The organism is Pseudomonas sp. EYE_354 (assembly GCF_023148575.1).
Taxonomy (GTDB): domain Bacteria; phylum Pseudomonadota; class Gammaproteobacteria; order Pseudomonadales; family Pseudomonadaceae; genus Aquipseudomonas.
In genome coordinates this window covers 123,748-139,015 of sequence record NZ_JAHXNQ010000010.1, presented here as the reverse complement: position 1 = coordinate 139,015, position 15,268 = coordinate 123,748, and the positions used below count along the sequence as shown (strand labels likewise).

16 protein-coding genes, 1 tRNA gene and 1 pseudogene are annotated in these 15,268 nt (G+C 61.7%); 11 read left to right on the top strand and 7 right to left on the bottom strand.

The window, feature by feature from the left end; translation table 11 throughout:
* The first annotated feature begins 9 nt into the window (after positions 1-9).
* The 5 genes and pseudogenes from KZX66_RS15780 to KZX66_RS15760 all read left to right on the top strand — a co-directional run.
* Positions 10-480, top strand: coding sequence for an arsenate reductase ArsC (locus KZX66_RS15780; RefSeq protein ID WP_248080964.1), 471 nt, complete (start codon positions 10-12; stop codon positions 478-480).
* A gap of 12 nt (positions 481-492) precedes the next feature.
* A complete protein-coding gene (gene arsH / locus KZX66_RS15775; protein ID WP_248080962.1) occupies positions 493-1,179 on the top strand; it encodes an arsenical resistance protein ArsH in 687 nt (228 codons plus the stop codon).
* A gap of 50 nt (positions 1,180-1,229) precedes the next feature.
* A complete protein-coding gene (locus KZX66_RS15770; RefSeq protein ID WP_248080960.1) occupies positions 1,230-2,021 on the top strand; it encodes an AraC family transcriptional regulator in 792 nt (263 codons plus the stop codon).
* 73 nt (positions 2,022-2,094) lie between these two features.
* The gene (locus KZX66_RS15765; protein ID WP_248080958.1) at positions 2,095-2,706 is read left to right on the top strand and encodes a LysE family transporter; all 612 of its coding nucleotides are present in this window, start codon (positions 2,095-2,097) and stop codon (positions 2,704-2,706) included.
* A gap of 268 nt (positions 2,707-2,974) precedes the next feature.
* Positions 2,975-3,218: pseudogene (locus KZX66_RS15760) on the top strand (cation-transporting P-type ATPase); the annotation flags it as partial.
* Here the strand turns inward: KZX66_RS15760 and KZX66_RS15755 are convergent.
* Complete coding sequence (locus KZX66_RS15755) at positions 3,158-3,316, bottom strand: hypothetical protein (RefSeq protein WP_248080956.1); 159 nt, start codon at positions 3,314-3,316, stop codon at positions 3,158-3,160. The pseudogene KZX66_RS15760 and the gene KZX66_RS15755 sit on opposite strands and share 61 nt — an antisense overlap.
* Positions 3,317-3,419: 103 nt before the next feature.
* Here KZX66_RS15755 and KZX66_RS15750 point away from each other — a divergent pair, with 103 nt between their 5' ends.
* Positions 3,420-3,947, top strand: a complete 528-nt coding sequence (locus tag KZX66_RS15750; protein ID WP_248080954.1) for a DinB family protein — start codon at positions 3,420-3,422, stop codon at positions 3,945-3,947.
* Positions 3,948-3,949: 2 nt separating this feature from the next.
* Here the strand turns inward: KZX66_RS15750 and KZX66_RS15745 are convergent, their stop codons facing one another.
* Together KZX66_RS15745 and KZX66_RS15740 are read right to left on the bottom strand one after the other, a co-directional pair.
* A complete protein-coding gene (locus KZX66_RS15745; RefSeq protein ID WP_248080951.1) occupies positions 3,950-4,408 on the bottom strand; it encodes a GFA family protein in 459 nt (152 codons plus the stop codon).
* A 125-nt stretch (positions 4,409-4,533) separates the two neighbouring features.
* Positions 4,534-4,725 (bottom strand): DUF2188 domain-containing protein, encoded by a 192-nt coding sequence (locus tag KZX66_RS15740; RefSeq protein WP_248080948.1) that lies wholly within the window; start codon positions 4,723-4,725, stop codon positions 4,534-4,536.
* Positions 4,726-5,005: 280 nt separating this feature from the next.
* Here KZX66_RS15740 and KZX66_RS15735 point away from each other — a divergent pair.
* Positions 5,006-5,092 (top strand) — tRNA-Leu (locus KZX66_RS15735).
* Between the two features lie 286 nt (positions 5,093-5,378).
* Here the strand turns inward: KZX66_RS15735 and KZX66_RS15730 are convergent.
* Both KZX66_RS15730 and KZX66_RS15725 read right to left on the bottom strand, forming a co-directional pair.
* A complete protein-coding gene (locus KZX66_RS15730; protein ID WP_248080946.1) occupies positions 5,379-5,741 on the bottom strand; it encodes a response regulator in 363 nt (120 codons plus the stop codon).
* Positions 5,742-5,764: 23 nt separating this feature from the next.
* Positions 5,765-7,204, bottom strand: coding sequence for an ATPase domain-containing protein (locus KZX66_RS15725; protein WP_248080943.1), 1,440 nt, complete (start codon positions 7,202-7,204; stop codon positions 5,765-5,767).
* Between the two features lie 544 nt (positions 7,205-7,748).
* Here KZX66_RS15725 and KZX66_RS15720 point away from each other — a divergent pair.
* The gene (locus tag KZX66_RS15720; protein WP_248080940.1) at positions 7,749-8,624 is read left to right on the top strand and encodes a sensor domain-containing diguanylate cyclase; all 876 of its coding nucleotides are present in this window, start codon (positions 7,749-7,751) and stop codon (positions 8,622-8,624) included.
* Between the two features lie 199 nt (positions 8,625-8,823).
* Here the strand turns inward: KZX66_RS15720 and treS are convergent, their stop codons facing one another.
* Complete coding sequence (gene treS / locus KZX66_RS15715; RefSeq protein WP_248080937.1) at positions 8,824-10,887, bottom strand: maltose alpha-D-glucosyltransferase; 2,064 nt, start codon at positions 10,885-10,887, stop codon at positions 8,824-8,826.
* 84 nt (positions 10,888-10,971) lie between these two features.
* The gene (locus KZX66_RS15710) at positions 10,972-11,751 is read right to left on the bottom strand and encodes an AraC family transcriptional regulator (protein WP_248080934.1); all 780 of its coding nucleotides are present in this window, start codon (positions 11,749-11,751) and stop codon (positions 10,972-10,974) included.
* A 195-nt stretch (positions 11,752-11,946) separates the two neighbouring features.
* On the opposite strand from KZX66_RS15710, the gene KZX66_RS15705 reads away from it, so the two are divergent.
* The 3 genes from KZX66_RS15705 to KZX66_RS15695 are packed head-to-tail and all read left to right on the top strand — an operon-like array spanning position 11,947 to position 15,155.
* Positions 11,947-12,873: a 4-hydroxyproline epimerase gene (locus KZX66_RS15705; RefSeq protein WP_248080931.1), complete on the top strand. Its 927-nt coding sequence runs from the start codon at positions 11,947-11,949 to the stop codon at positions 12,871-12,873.
* Between the two features lie 33 nt (positions 12,874-12,906).
* Entirely contained in the window at positions 12,907-13,854 is a 948-nt protein-coding gene (locus tag KZX66_RS15700; protein ID WP_248080928.1) for a dihydrodipicolinate synthase family protein, read from the top strand.
* A complete protein-coding gene (locus KZX66_RS15695; RefSeq protein ID WP_248080925.1) occupies positions 13,854-15,155 on the top strand; it encodes an FAD-dependent oxidoreductase in 1,302 nt (433 codons plus the stop codon). Before KZX66_RS15700 ends, KZX66_RS15695 begins: the two co-directional genes overlap by 1 nt.
* Positions 15,156-15,268: the final 113 nt, after the last annotated feature.

The window sequence follows — 15,268 nt, the reverse complement described above, 5'->3', positions numbered from 1 at the left end:
AGAAGCCCAATGAAAGTCCTGTTCATGTGCACCGCCAACAGTTGCCGCAGTATTTTGTCCGAAGCACTGTTCAACCACTTGGCACCCGAGGGTTTCGAGGCCGTAAGCTCCGGCAGCTTCCCCAAAGGCCAGGTATTGCCGCGCAGCCTCAGCACGCTGCAGGCAGCGGGTATCAGCACCGAGGGCTTGTACAGCAAGGGCAATGACGCCTTTGAAGGCAGCCCGCCGGATATCGTGATCACCGTGTGCGACAAAGCGGCCGGTGAAGCCTGCCCCGTGTATTTCGGGCCCGCGACCAAGGCACATTGGGGGCTGGAAGACCCGTCGGATGTTAACGGCGATGAAGCCCGCGTGAACGCCGCGTTCAACGCCACACTGGAGACCATCGAAACCCGCTGCCGAGCGTTTTTCGCGCTGCCGTTTGCCAGCCTCTCCCCGACCGAGTTGAAGGCTGAACTCGAGCGTATCGCCACACGGTAGCCGGAGAGCACAATGACCACCCTGCCCAACCTCGACACCTCTCTGTGCGCTCCACTGCACAGCGGGCCCACCCACCCGCCACGCATCCTGCTGTTGTATGGCTCGACACGAGAGCGTTCGTTCAGCCGCCTGTTGGTGGAAGAGGCCGCACGCCTGCTGCGCCACTTTGGCGCCGACACGCGGATTTTCAACCCTGGCGGGCTGCCGTTACCCGATGACGCGCCGAGAGATCACCCCAAGGTTCAGGAGTTGATGGACCTGATGCAATGGTCCGAAGGCCAGGTGTGGTGCTCGCCGGAACGGCACGGCTCAATGTCGGCAGTGTTCAAGGCGCAACTCGACTGGGTCCCGCTGGCCCTGGGCGCGGTGCGCCCGACGCAAGGCAAGACCCTGGCGGTGATGCAAGTCTCCGGCGGCTCGCAATCGTTCAATACCGTCAATCAGCTACGTGTGCTGGGCCGCTGGATGCGCATGTTCACCATCCCCAACCAATCCTCGGTGCCCAAAGCCTTTTTGGAGTTCGATGACCAGGACCGTATGAAACCTTCGGCGCTGTACGACCGCCTGGTGGATGTGATGGAGGAGTTGGTGAAATTCACTGTCCTGCTACGCGAACGCCCGGACCTGGTGGACCGTTACTCCGAGCGCAAGGAAAGCGCCGCTGAGCTGTCACAACGGGTCAATCAACGGTCGATCTGACCCCCGCAGCCAGCGTATGCTCATGCGCATTGTCTTAATGAGCTTGCGCAATGAGCACCCTGCAACACGCCTGGCTGGGTAACTACGAAATCAGCGACACCACATGCACCGGCCTGACCTTTGCCCGTCACAGCCATGACGAATGCGTGATCGGCGTGAACCTGATCGGTGAGGAAAAAGTCTGGCTGGACCGCCGCGAGTTCAGCGCCGGGCCGGGCAGCATCACCCTGTACAACCCCGGCCAGATTCAAGGTGGTGGTGCGGCCGATGGCGCGCCCTGGCACTTCGTCAGCCTCTACGTCACGGCGGATCAATTGGCAGCGGACCTGGGCCTGACGCACTTGGAGTTCGACCGCTCGCTGTGCGTTGAGCCGCTGCTCGCGCAACGCTTGGCGACTGCGGTGCAAGGCGCACTTTGCGCTGACTCGTTGCTTCGTGCACGGCATGAGGAAGCGCTGGTGAGCCTGCTCGGTGACGTGGTTGCCCTCAGCGGCGTGCGCCTGCCCGGCACCGGCGCAACGGGCAAAGGCGCGGTCGGCCGCGCCCAGGAGCTGCTTGCCGCGCATCTGCATCAATCGGTGCCCTTGGACCAGCTCGGCAATGAGTTAGGGCTTTCCAAATTCCATCTGCTACGCGCCTTCCAGAAGGAAACCGGGCTCAGTCCTCGGCAGTGGGCCATGCAATTGCGTACCCGTCGCGCTAAAAGCTTGCTGCGCAACGGCGCGCCGGCCTCCGAGGTCGCTCACGACCTGGGGTTCGCCGACCAGAGCCATCTCAACCGGCATTTTCGCGCCGCCTATGGCATCACACCCGGCCGCTACCAAAGCGTGCTGAAAGGCTGATCTGAGCAATCTGGTTCAAGACAACCCCGCCCCGCCGCCTCACACTGCCCGCCACCTTTGAAGGAACCTGGGCATGCTGAGCATTTTTCTCTACGCGCTGGTATTCGGTTTTGTGTTTTGCCTCTCTCCCGGCGCGGTGCTGGCGGAGACCCTGCGGCGCGGCTTGCTCCACGGTTTTACACCGGCCCTGCTGGTGCAAATCGGCTCGCTGGTGGGCGATGCCGTCTGGGCGGTGATCGGCCTCACCGGCATCGCCCTGCTGATTCAGCATGACACCGTGCGCGTGCCGTTGACGGTGATCTGCGCGCTGTACCTGGCCTGGCTCGGCGTACGCAGCCTGATCGACGCCTGGCAGTTACCAGTAGCCGACAGCGCCACCGCCCGCTCCGGGCAAAACGCACTGGCGGTGGGCGCAGCGATTTCCCTGGCCAACCCAAAGAACATTGTTTATTGGGGCGCCTTGGGCAGCGCCTTGTCCGGCATCGTGGGGGCCACGCCCAGCCATGGGCAGACGCTGATGTTTTTCGCAGGATTTATGCTCGCCTCGGTGTTGTCGTGCTTTCTGATTGCCGCACTGGTGAACCTGTTGCGCAGGACTGCTTCGCCCCTGTGGCAACGCATCAGTTATGCCGCTTGCGGCGCGGTATTGATTTATCTCGCTGTTCTCGCGGCGTGCGGCATTTGAAGTTATATAACCAAGCACTTTCACTACCGGCTGCGTGTCCGGTCCCGAGGCGTGTTATGCCCCTTCAACCCGCCTGCTTTGCCTGATGTACGCACACTTGCCGCCGCCCTGCGCGCCAAGCTGGTCGGCGCGGCGCTCGGCTTTTACCTGAGCACTCGCGCCGCCTGACACTGCTGAAAACAACAACTTCCTGATTAATATTCTGGAGTTCTTTATGAACACTTCCCGTTGTAGCCCGCTGCGCGCCAATTAACTAACGCGCGGTCAGCGGGCCGCCCGTGAAGCCCACAATGGTCTATCGGCCACCCTGGTCAACGTTCGTGCCACCCGTGAGGGCCTGACCGAGTTGGATGCCGCTGCCCGCCTGCAACGGGAAGGTCAACGAAGCCGCCCATGACAGGCCGCCTCACGCCATCGTGCAGTTCCTGCAAGCTTTGAATAACCCGTTCATCTACGTGCTGCTGACCCTGGTCGCGATCAGCTTCTTCACCGATTGCTGGCTGCCGATGCGGTCGGCGGCGATCAGGCGCGGCAGGCCGGATCGGGCTTTCATGTCAGGGAATCGGGCGGCGTGGACCTGATCGTTGGCCGCAGCCTGACTCGTATTCATGCTCACCTCGCCCAAGCGTAATATGGGCATTCAACAACCATAGCCCGCCACTGCCACACCACCACGAGCGGCCCGCGGGTACGCCGACAACCAGGGATAAACCGTGAACCGAACCGAACAGATCGTGCTGATGGCGACCTACAACCAGTGGATGAACCGCAAGGTCTATGACGCCGCCGCCACGTTGCCTGACGCTGATCTGCAGTTGGATCGTCGCGCTTTTTTTGGCTCGATCCTTGGCACACTGAACCACCTGGCGCTGGGTGACACCGTTTGGCTCAAGCGCTTTGCCGAACACCCGGCCGGCTTTGCGGCGCTGGCACCGCTGGCGTCCATCGCCGTGCCCGGCGACCTTAAGCAACTGGCCTTCGCCGACCTGGGCGAACTGGCGGCCCGTCGCACCTGGCTGGATCAACTGATCATCGATTGGACCAACACCTTGTGCGGCTCGGACCTGGACCAACGCCTGTACTACCACAACATGCGTGGCGTGGCCGCCGACAAGCCGTTTTTCGGCCTGCTGGTGCATTTCTTCAACCACCAGACCCACCACCGAGGCCAGGTGACCACCCTGCTCTCCCAGGCGGGTGTGGATGTGGGCGTCACGGACCTGCTGGCGCTGATCGACTGAGTTCAGCGCGCGCTGTAGTCGGCGTAGGCCTGCATCAGGCGCGGGAAGTCATGGGGCTCAGGCAACTGCGCAAAATGCTCGACCGCCGGGGTGTTAGCCCAGGGCAGCTTTTCAGAGGTCCAGGTTTCCATGAACGGTACGTAACCCGAGGCGTTCTCCAACGCAGTCGCGCGTACATTGACGAACGCGTCGATGCCGTGGGGTCGGGTAAACAGCCAGCTCATGCAGTGGGGGCACATGTAATGACGGTCGACGCCGTGCAACCCGCCGATCACCGGGCATCCCTGCGTGACCGTAAACGCCTCGGCGGCAAATAACGCACTGAGGGAAAACGCGCTGGCCGTCATCTTCTGGCAGCCGCGACAATGGCAAGCCATGGTAATCACCGGGGCCGCGCTCACACTGAAACGCACACGGTCACAGCGGCAGCTGCCCTCTTGCGGCAAGGTGTCGACGCTCATCAGGTTGTCCTTTTTGTGATGGGAGCCTGGCAGCGTAGCGCCGGGGATCTGGATTGAACAGGCCCGCAAACGTACAAGCTCAACGCGCAAAAGCCCCGGCTGAACCGGGGCTCTTTTTTGCAGGCTCAATCGTCGTTGGAAACCGGCCTGCGGCGTGCCCTATAACCCGGCAGCGTCGCGGCGTAGGCCAGCGCCTGTTCACGGGAATTGAACGACGCCAAGCGGTCGCTGTGGGTACACACCCGCCAAGGGCCGTAATTGACCTGCACAATGTCGTACCCATTCAGATGCAGTTTCTTCAGCATTGGAGCGCTCATAGTCACCTCGCTTTTCTGAGATTTCCACGGGTTGCACGCCCTACCTTACACCCGCGCCCGCCCACCGGGCCGACCACATGTCGCGGGCTACAGGGCGCTGCGGTTGATCATGGGAGCGGATGCCAGCGTGAGGGGCCCGCCAACCCGGCGCTTAAAACCCGCGTAGATCACTGATCTAGCGGGCTTTTTCATTCACGCCACCGCGCAAGAAAGCGGCCATGCGACCTTGCGCATACGCGCCCGGATCTATATATTCCCAACCCTGCTTCACCGCGCTACCGCCCGAATGGCGAAACTGGTAGACGCATGGGACTTAAAATCCCCCGCTCGTAAGGGCGTCCCGGTTCGATTCCGGGTTCGGGCACCATCTCTTGTTCCACTGACGGCCAGTACAGTCCGTGGAGCCCTTTAAAACCCGCCGTTCGGCGGGTTTTTTCGTTTTTTGCGCGGGCGCGTGGCCTCTTGTACCCGCGCGGCCTGCCTGAGCAGCCTCACCGGCAGCGCCACCCTCCCTGGGTGACTCGAAATCGTGCTCATCGCCGGCACTGCATCAGGGGTTAGCGTAACGGGTTGGGACCCGGCATTTCCAACGCGCGCCATCATCAGATCAACCCCGAATCCACCCACCCGCTACGTGCCTGCACGATCGCGGCCTAATCAGTGGCCAGCAGCCTTTTAACTTCGGCAATGATCAAGTCGATGTTGAAAGGTTTCGCCAACACCACATCAAACAGATCCGGTCTCTGCATGCCTATGTGCGCCTGTGCGCCGCTCATCAATATGATCGGCAGACGTCTCGCGTTGGGAAGGGCTCGGACGGCTGTCGCGAACTCCAGCCCATCCATGACCGGCATCATAAAGTCGGTAATGATCAAGGCAGGCCGTTCTCTGTCCAGCACATCCAATCCTTTGCGACCGTTGCTGGCGGTCACCACCATGAACCCTGCATCCTCCAGTGCGAAACTGAGAATGTCAGCGATCAGGTACTCGTCGTCGACGACCAGAATGGTGGTCATGTTAATTCAACCCGCACGAAGACTTAAGCTCTTGAACCGGGCGATGAGTCAGTGGGGACTGATGGTTCATGTCTTGAAGCCTTTTTCAGGAAAACAGCTTGATCTTGGATGACGACTTCAAATCGTGAGGGGTCGTACGCGCTATCCCGTACCTTCAGAATGGAAAGCGTCCTGGTTAGTTCAGAGTGATTCTCAGAGAACCGCATCAACAACAAGTTGTCGACGATGCTGGACAGATCAGAGTTCGGTGCGCTGACCTCGGAACCAAAAAGATCGCGCATTTCCCAAGACGCAAATACCGTAACGCCCCTGGATCGCAGCTCGTTCATCAGTGCGCTGAAAAACTCAGTAATCCTCGCAGGATTTGTCGAGACTCGCGTCATACCACTCAGGCTATCGATGAACAGACGCTTGATACCCTTTTCTTGAACGATATTGAGCACTCGTGCGCCCAATCCATCAAGCAGGCCTTCAGTAGTAGGCTGCCAGGCAATGCTCAGGGCGCCGCTGTCTTCCATGCCTTTGATATCGATACCCATCGATTGGCCTTTGAGTCGCAACCGTTGCGGGCTCTCGTAGAAGCCAAAATGAAGTCCTGGCGCATCCACTGTCGACTCGGCCAGAAACTTGAGGCCCAACGTGGTTTTACCAATCCCGGAGGGGCCCATGACCAGAGACACACTGGAACTGTAAAGACCGCCGCCCAATATGCCGTCCAGCGATTCAATGCCGCTGGCAATTCGCGTCATATCGGCACTGTCGGGCGCGGACGGCTGGCTGTAAAGGCTTTCCAATCGAGGGTAAACCACCAATCCATTGTCGGTAATTTCACATTCGTGGAGACCGGTCATCGCTGCGCTGCCACGGGTTTTACGAAGGTGAATACGACGTGCTGAACGAGTGCCATATAGCTCCTCGCCCATTTCGATTACGCCATCCACCATGGTGTGCTCGGGGCTGCCGTCGTCGAGCCTCGAGCTGGTCAGAAACAATACCGTGCAACCCGCGAACGCGGCATGTCCCTGCAACTCGGAAATGAACTTCTTCGTGTCGATGGGCGAGTCAGCTTTTGAGCGTGCATTGAGCAATCCGTCTACCACCATCACCGTGGCTTTTTGACGGCTTATTTCGCGGCGGAGCAGTTTTACTACCTCATCCAGGCCTTCGTTTTCCAATGTATCGAACGCACTGACAAACTGAATTTCAGCGCCGACTTTAGACGCGTCAAAAAAGCTCAGCGTAGAAAGAAACTGAAAAAGACGGTCATGTGACTCGGCCAGCAGCGTAGCGACCAGAACCCGGCCTCCATTGGCAGCGTGATGGAACCCAAGTTGGTTGGCGAGGATCGTTTTTCCAGACCCCGGCCGCCCTTGGACTATGTATGAAGCGCCTGCGACCAGCCCTCCCTTGAGCAGGGCGTCGAGCCCTTCGATTCCACTTGCTAGGCGTTTTAGCTTTTCCACGGTGCGACCCTGATCTGAAGAACACAGGCTGTTTAAGCCGAGTGAACGGAATGCTAACGTCATTTTCGTTCTGAGTGAATCGCCTACGCAGTCTCTAAGCGCTTTCAAAGCTGCTGGGTAATGCGGTCACCCAAGGTTCGCGCGATCATCCCATAGACGTGATCGCGCAGATGCACGAGGGCGATACGCTTTCGCGCATCGAGCAACGCCAAACGCGCGGCTTGACGGTCAGCTTGAACCCGGTGGGATACCGTCCTTGTTGAAGTCCTTCAAACGCTCGCGCTCTTGCTCAGTGGCGTGCGCTGGCGTTTCTGGCGCTGGTTCCTTCTTCTTTTCTTCAGTCATCGCGATGTCCTCTGGGTGGTGGTTGGTTTGGCACCTGGGGGAATCAGCAGTTCAAACCAATCAGCGTCACCCCCTGGGCATGGCCCGGCAAGGATTGCGCAATGGCGACGGAACGGCTTAAAGATTTGCAGAATTGCTGGTCGCCTGCCGTCATGATCGGGCTATGATCGGCCCATCTGAACCTGACGCCCGAATCCCCATGCCCGTTGATCTGCACGCGCTCTATCCCAAACTGATCCACTTGATGCTGGACACCGTCTTCGTCGTCGACGGTGATAACCAGATTGCCTTTGTCAGCGATGCCTGTGAGGCATTGCTCGGCTACTCGGCCAACGAGTTGATCGGCACCGCGATTACCGACTACATGCACCCTGAAGACCTGGCGCGCACGCGGGCCTCGATCATACGGGTGATGAACGGCCAGCCCCACGTCGACTTCCGCAACCGCTACCTGCGCAAGGACGGCAGTGTGGTGCACATTCTGTGGGCGGCGTTCTGGTCCCAGGAGGTGGGCGCGCGCATCGGCGTTGCGCGGGACGTGACCGCCCTCACCCAGGCCGAAGAAGAGCTGCGCTTTCTCGCCCATCATGACCCGTTGACGGCCCTCACCAACCGGGCGCTGTTCAATGATCGACTCGACTGCGCCCTGCGAAGCGCGCAGCGTCACGACCGCCGCCTGGCGCTGCTGTTCGTGGACGTCAATGATTTCAAGGGCGTCAACGATCAATATGGCCATGCCATGGGCGATCGGGTGCTGTGTGTGATAGCGCGCCGGCTGGAGCGCTGCGTCCGCGACAGCGACGTGGTGGCGCGCATGGGCGGTGATGAATTCACCGTGCTCCTGACGGACATCCAGTCCGACGACGCGGTTCCCGGGAAAGTCGCGCAGATACTCGCTGTTATGGCCGAACCGCTGGACGCTGAATTTGGCGACGTGAAGATGCCGTCCTGCAGTATCGGCGTGGCGCTTTACCCGACGGATGGCAAAGATGCCGATACGCTGCTCAGCCACGCTGACGGGGACATGTACCGGATAAAACGGCACCGCTACGCGATTGAGTCGCAAGGTGAATAGTGCGCCGCCGCGTGCACTCCGCCACGAAGGGCATAGCGGGAGTCTGCAGGGCGTTCACTTTGACCGACTGCACGGCCACGTTCACCGCCGCGCAACAACAGGCGGCCGATGCTTCGAAAACGCTCAAGCACCGGCAGTTTCTGGAGGCACTGTCGACAAACGGCCCGGGTGGTGAGCCGCCGTCGTCGTCGCGAGAGAGCTACATCGGGGTGCTGCTGACCACGCGCAACGCCAATCCTTCATAGGCATCCAGCGTAATGGTGAATGCCCCGTCCGCCGTCAGATCCCCTTCCACCCGTTCATTGATGATGTCCACCACCATGCCCGCTGCAATATCAGGCAGGTTCACGGTTTCGGTGATCGGCGTGGCGCCGAAGTTGAGCGCGGTGATTTGCGTGCCCTTACCGGCCGGCAGTTCGTGGACCATGATCAGCAGGGCGGGATTTTCTACGTCCGGCACCAGGATCTGGCGGCTGGCGGCAATGTCGTAGGCACGGCGCACGGCGAGGATTTTTTGCAGCTGCGAGGCGAAGGATTCAGGGTCCTGCAACTGGCTGTTGAGGCTGCCGTACAAACTTTTCGAGCGCGGCATCTGCCCAGCGGACAGTTCAGCATCGGGGTTCAGGTCCACCAGGTCGTAGGCGCCGCGATGAATCCAGCGGGTGTCGCCGTCCTGCATCAAGTGCGCGACGTCGTCGGCCGCCAGGGGCAGCGCCCCGACCAGGTCCCAGCCGGACAAGGCAAATACGCCCGGCTGCATCGCGTTGTACATCACCAACAGTAAATGGATATGACGAATCTGCTGGATATCCGTCGGTGTGATCGTCTCCAGGTCACGGATGCCCAGGGCTGCGGTGATGATGCTGGCCGTGGTGCACGACACGCCGTTGGTCACGAATTTAAGGTTGTACGGCGCATGCTCACCCGTCAGGCGCTCATACATCTGCTCGCGGATGTGCTCGCGCAGGATGTTGCCGGGGAAGGTCTGGCCCTGATACAGAAAACTGTCATGGGCGTGCAGCGTCCAGAAGTGCACCAACTCCAGGGTCAGTTCATCGTGGTTCTGCAACGCGTGGATCAATGATCCGGGGTCGATGCCCTGGCGGTGCATTTCGCGCAGCATCAGGCGCAGGAATTCGGCATCGCCCATCAACAATGCATGTTGATACGCAGGGCGCGTGATGAAGTCATAAGACAGGTCGGCGCCACCATGGGACATGGACGCGATGTCATCCACCGTCAGGTTCAACTCCTGAAAGCTGAAGCCGCCTGCTTTGCGAATCGCCCCGCCAAGCAGTTGGTTGCCGGTAATCGACAGCGGATGGCTCTCCGACCACGCCGTGCCATCGAGCTTGCGCTCCACGCCGAGAAAACCGTTGGCGTCCAGGCGCAGGATTTTCGCGCCCATCACGTCGATGGCGTGCAAGGCATCGCCGATGATCATCTGCTGCGCGGCAAAGGTCGGGTCCAGCCAGTTGAGCGACGGCTGGCCTTCCTTGAAGTAATGCAGGTACACCCAGCGCCGCGGTTTGCCATCCACACCGATCACCACCGGGGTGGTGCTCCAGTCGGTTTCCTTGACGCCGGGCTCGAAGAAGATCACCCGCTGCAACTGGCCGACGATGTAGTGCTTGTCCCGCAGCGCATCCACCTGCACAGGGCTGAGGTTCTGCGCATCACGGCCCTCGGCGACGTCGGGCAGCAGCGGCCAGTCCTCCTCGCGGATTTCCACCATATGGTAGAGGCCGGGATAGTCCTCGTACGCCATTTCGGCCAGGCGAAAATCCGCGCCTTTGCCGGTGTGGGACGGGATCACATCGTCAATGATCACAGCATTGTGCGCCGCCGCCATGCGCGTCAACGCCTGCAACTGCGCCTCGGTGCCCAGTTGCGGGTCGATCTCGAAGCTGATGCGGTCAAAGTTGCCATCGATGGTCGGCGTGTGCCGCCTACCGCTCAGGCCACCGGATTTCTTCAACGGGCCGTTGTGGATGCCCTGGATGCCGATTTTCGATAGCGTGTGCCACAGCGTTTCATCCCCCAGCGCCTCCAGTACGGTGCCGCCCTCACGCGTCACGATCGACGCCGGGTATGCGGTAAACCACACCGACGACAGCGCCGTGGCATCCCTCGGCCGCGTTTGCGCAAAGGGCTGCTGCCACAACCGGCCCTGCCCCGAGTAGAGCTTGGCGCGCTGGCGTGCCGCATGCAGCATCGATTGTTCCACCAGCCAGTTCACATGGTTGTTTTCAGCCGCGGTCATAAGTCGGGTACCTGTCGTCGTAAAACGTTACTCGTAGACATATGAGGGGTACGCGGCCCATTCGTTGCATTGCGATCGCGCCCGCTAGCCCAATCCCTGCCTCGCCAGTCGGTATTGCTGCGGGGTAAACCCGGTAGATGCCTTGAACTGGCGGGTAAATGCACTGTGATCGGTATAGCCACACTGCAAGGCGACCTCGGTGATCGGCAGGTCGCCTTGCAGCAAACGGTGGGCGTGCTCAAGGCGCACCTTCTGGATCATCTGCCGGGGCGTGAGCTGGAACACCCGCTTGCAGTAGCGCTCCAGTTGCGCGACGGAAATGCCGGCGAGGCGTGTCAGTTCACTGAGGGTGACGCGGCGATGGAAATGCGCACGGATGTGTGCGTCCACGGCGGCCAGGCGCGGATACGCCGGGTGGCTTTCACTCGCGCTTTGCAGGTCGACCGAAATGCCGGCCAAGCCGATTATGCGGCCCTCGTGGTTGTACAGCGGCCATTTGTGGGTCAGGCACCAGCCCGGTTCGCGGCTGCCGTAGAGGTGCAATTCAAGCTGATCCGCCAGCACAAAGCCTTGCTGCAACACGCGGCGGTCCTGCTCGGTATAACCGGGGCCCAGTTGTACGGGGAATACTTCGGCGCTGGTCTTGCCCAGCAGCGGTTGCAGTTGCTTGAGGCCGCAGCGCTGCACGAGGGTGCGGTTGGCCAGGACGTATCGGGCGTCCAGATCCTTGATGAAAATCGTCGCGTTGGGGATCACATCCAGCATCGGCAACAACTGCACCACACCCGCCAATAGCTGCTCGAGGGTGTGCGGGGCACCCGTCTCGCCGCCCTGGCAAAGGCTCGCAAACACGCTGTGCATCATGACGGTGTATCCCCTGCTGATCGCCTCGACCGACGCAGATTGCCCGATCCCCCACACCCTGTCGAGCGACCCGCGCTGTGCTGAATTCGTCATCGATGCCGGCAAAAAACATCAATCGCCGAGCCGTGCTCGCCTTCAGGATAGGGTCACTGCATGCCGACCCAAACGCCGGCTGCCCACCGATCGGAGCCTGTTATGAAGCGACTGCATGTGATCGACTCCCATACCGGCGGCGAGCCCACGCGCCTGATCATGAACGGTTTTCCTGAGCTTAAGGGCGCGACCATCGCCGAGCGGCTCGACCACCTGCGCAGCGCGCACGATCACTGGCGTCGCGCCTGCCTGCTGGAGCCGCGTGGCAATGACGTGCTGGTCGGTGCGCTGTATTGCGCGCCGGTCACGCCCGGGGCCACGTGCGGGGTGATCTTCTTCAACAATGCCGGTTACCTGGGCATGTGCGGCCACGGCACCATCGGGCTGGTGGCGTCGTTGCACCACTTGGGACAGATCCAACCCGGCGTGCACCGCATCGACACGCCGGTGGGCCCGGTGGCCGCGACCTTGCACGCGGACGGCGCCGTCACTCTGCGCAATGTGCCCGCCTACCGCTATCGACAACAGGTGCCGGTGGACGTACCGGGGCATGGCACGGTGTACGGCGATATTGCCTGGGGCGGCAACTGGTTCTTCCTGGTGTCGGAGCACGGCAAGGCCCTGGAGATGCACAACGTCGACGCCCTCACCGACTACACCTGGGCGATGCTCAAGGCCCTGGAAGACAGCGACATTCACGGCGCAGACGGTGCGCCGATCGACCATATCGAACTGTTCGCCGACGACGCCCACGCCGACAGCCGCAACTTCGTGATGTGCCCCGGCAAGGCTTACGACCGCTCGCCGTGCGGCACCGGCACCAGCGCCAAACTGGCGTGCCTGGCGGCCGACAACAAGCTCGCCGCCGGCGCGACCTGGGTGCAAGCCAGTATCACTGGCAGCCAATTCGCAGGCCGTTATGAACGGGACGGCGAACGCGTGATTCCGTTTATCACCGGCCGCGCCTACATGACCGCCGACAGCACGCTGCTGATCGACCCGCAGGACCCTTTCGCCTGGGGCATCTGAGCCTCCTCTAGTTGACTGAACGGAGTTAGAACCATGAGCGACAACATCTTCACTGGCTGCATCCCCGCGCTGATGACCCCGTGCACCGCGGCGCGCAAACCAGACTTCGATGCCCTGGTCGCCAAGGGCCGCGAGTTGGTCGATATCGGTATGAGCGCCGTGGTCTACTGCGGCTCCATGGGCGATTGGCCGCTGCTGACCGAGGCCGAGCGCCAGGAAGGCGTGGCCCACCTGGTGGCGGCGGGCGTACCGACCATCGTCGGCACCGGCGCGGTGAACAGCCGGGAAGCGGTGGCCCACGCGGCCCATGCGGCCAAGGTGGGTGCCCATGGCCTGATGGTGATTCCACGGGTACTGTCCCGTGGTGCGTCCGCGACTGCGCAAAAAGCGCACTTCTCGGCGATCCTCAAGGCGGCGCCGGACTTGCCGGCAGTGATCTACAACAGCCCCTACTACGGTTTCGCCACCCGCGCAGAGTTGTTTTTCGAACTGCGCCGCGAACACCCTAACCTCATTGGTTTCAAGGAATTCGGCTGTGGCGCCGACCTGCGCTACGCCGCCGAGCACATCACCTCTCAGGACGACAGCGTGACCCTGATGGTCGGCGTCGACACCCAGGTCGTGCACGGGTTCGTCAACTGCAACGCGACCGGCGCGATCACCGGCATCGGCAATGCCCTGCCAAGGGAGGTGCTGCACTTGGTCGCCCTGAGCAGACAAGCGGCCAAGGGTGATGCCAAGGCCCGTCGCCTGGCCCTTGAATTGGAAGCGGCGTTGGCGGTGCTGTCGTCCTTCGATGAAGGCTGCGACCTGGTGCTGTATTACAAGCACTTGATGGTGCTCAACGGCGACAGCGGCTACGACCTGCACTTCAATGCGAGCGACGCCCTCAGCGATGCCCAGCGCCGCTATGCCGAAAGCCAATACGCGCTGTTCCGCCAGTGGTACGCCAACTGGTCGACCGAGCGGAACCACGGCTGATGGGTCAGCCCCCGCGTTCGAGTGATAAGGCCGCGATCGATCCCGCCACCGAGACGCCGACGAGACCGGCGCGCGAAGACATCATCGTCGTGGGCGCCGGCATTATCGGCGTGGCCTGCGCCTTGCAGTTGGCGCGTCAGGGCCGGCGTGTGATGGTGCTCGACGCGCAAGGCCCCGGCCTGGGGGCGTCCTATGGCAATGCCGGGCATCTGGCCACCGAACAGGTGTTTCCCATTGCCGACCTGTCGATTCTCAAGCGTTTGCCCGCGATGCTCCTGGACCCCATGGGCCCATTGCGCCTGGACTGGAAATACCTGCCCCGCGCCCTGCCCTGGTTTGCGCGGCTGCTGCTGAACCTGCGGCCGACCCGTTACCAACGCACGGTGGCAGGTATTCGCGCGTTGAACGAGGCCAGCCTCGGTGCCTGGCAGCGGTTGTTGGCCAGCCTCGATCGCGCTGAACTGCTGCGCGTAGAGGGTTCGTTACTGGTGTTCGAGCGCGAAGACTCACGCGACGCATTGGACGCGCTGCACCGACGCATGCAGCAGCAAAACGTGCCAGTGACGTATTGGTCGGGGGATGCCATCCGCAAGGTCGCACCGCAATTAAGCGAGCGGATCCAGGGCGGGCTGTTTTTTCCCGCAACGGGGCACTTCCTCGATCCTTACCAGGCCGTGTGCGAGCTGGTGGCAGCGGCCGAGGCCAGTGGCGTGCAGTTCCTCAAGCGCCAGGTGCTGGACGCGCGCGTCAACGCTGACCGAGTAACGTTGAGCACCGACCAGGGCCTCTTCGCCGCGCGCCAGGTACTCATCGCTTGCGGCGCCCACTCGGCCCAGCTCACCGCTGCACTCACCGGCAAGCAAGTGCCGCTGGACACCGAACGCGGCTATCACCTGATGCTGCCCCACGAGCACCAGCGCCTGCCGTTTGCCGTTACCTCGCTCGAGCGCAAGTTCATCATGACCCCCATGACCGGGGGCCTGCGCCTGGCCGGCACGGTGGAATTCGCCGGCCTCGAGCGCCCGGCGAACATGGCCCGCGCCTGGCAGTTGCATCGGTTGAGCAAAGGCTTGTTTCGTCAGGACCTGAATGCGCAGGACGCCACGCCCTGGATGGGCTTTCGACCGTCATTGCCGGATTCGCTGCCGATCATTGATCGGGTGTGCGACGGCAAAGTGCTGCTTGCGTTTGGGCATCAGCATTTGGGGTTGACGCAGGCGGCGGTGACGGCGGAGATGGTGGGGCGACTGTCGGATAACGGCGTGGCAGAACCCGGGCCGTATCGGCTGAGCCGCTTCTAACCCCAGGCCGAACGCGCCGGGCTTTTCCGGCCAGGACGCAGCGTTGCTGACAGGGCCGCTTCGCGACCCGGCGCGGGGCAAGCCCGCTCACCACAAAAACATCTGCCGCGCGA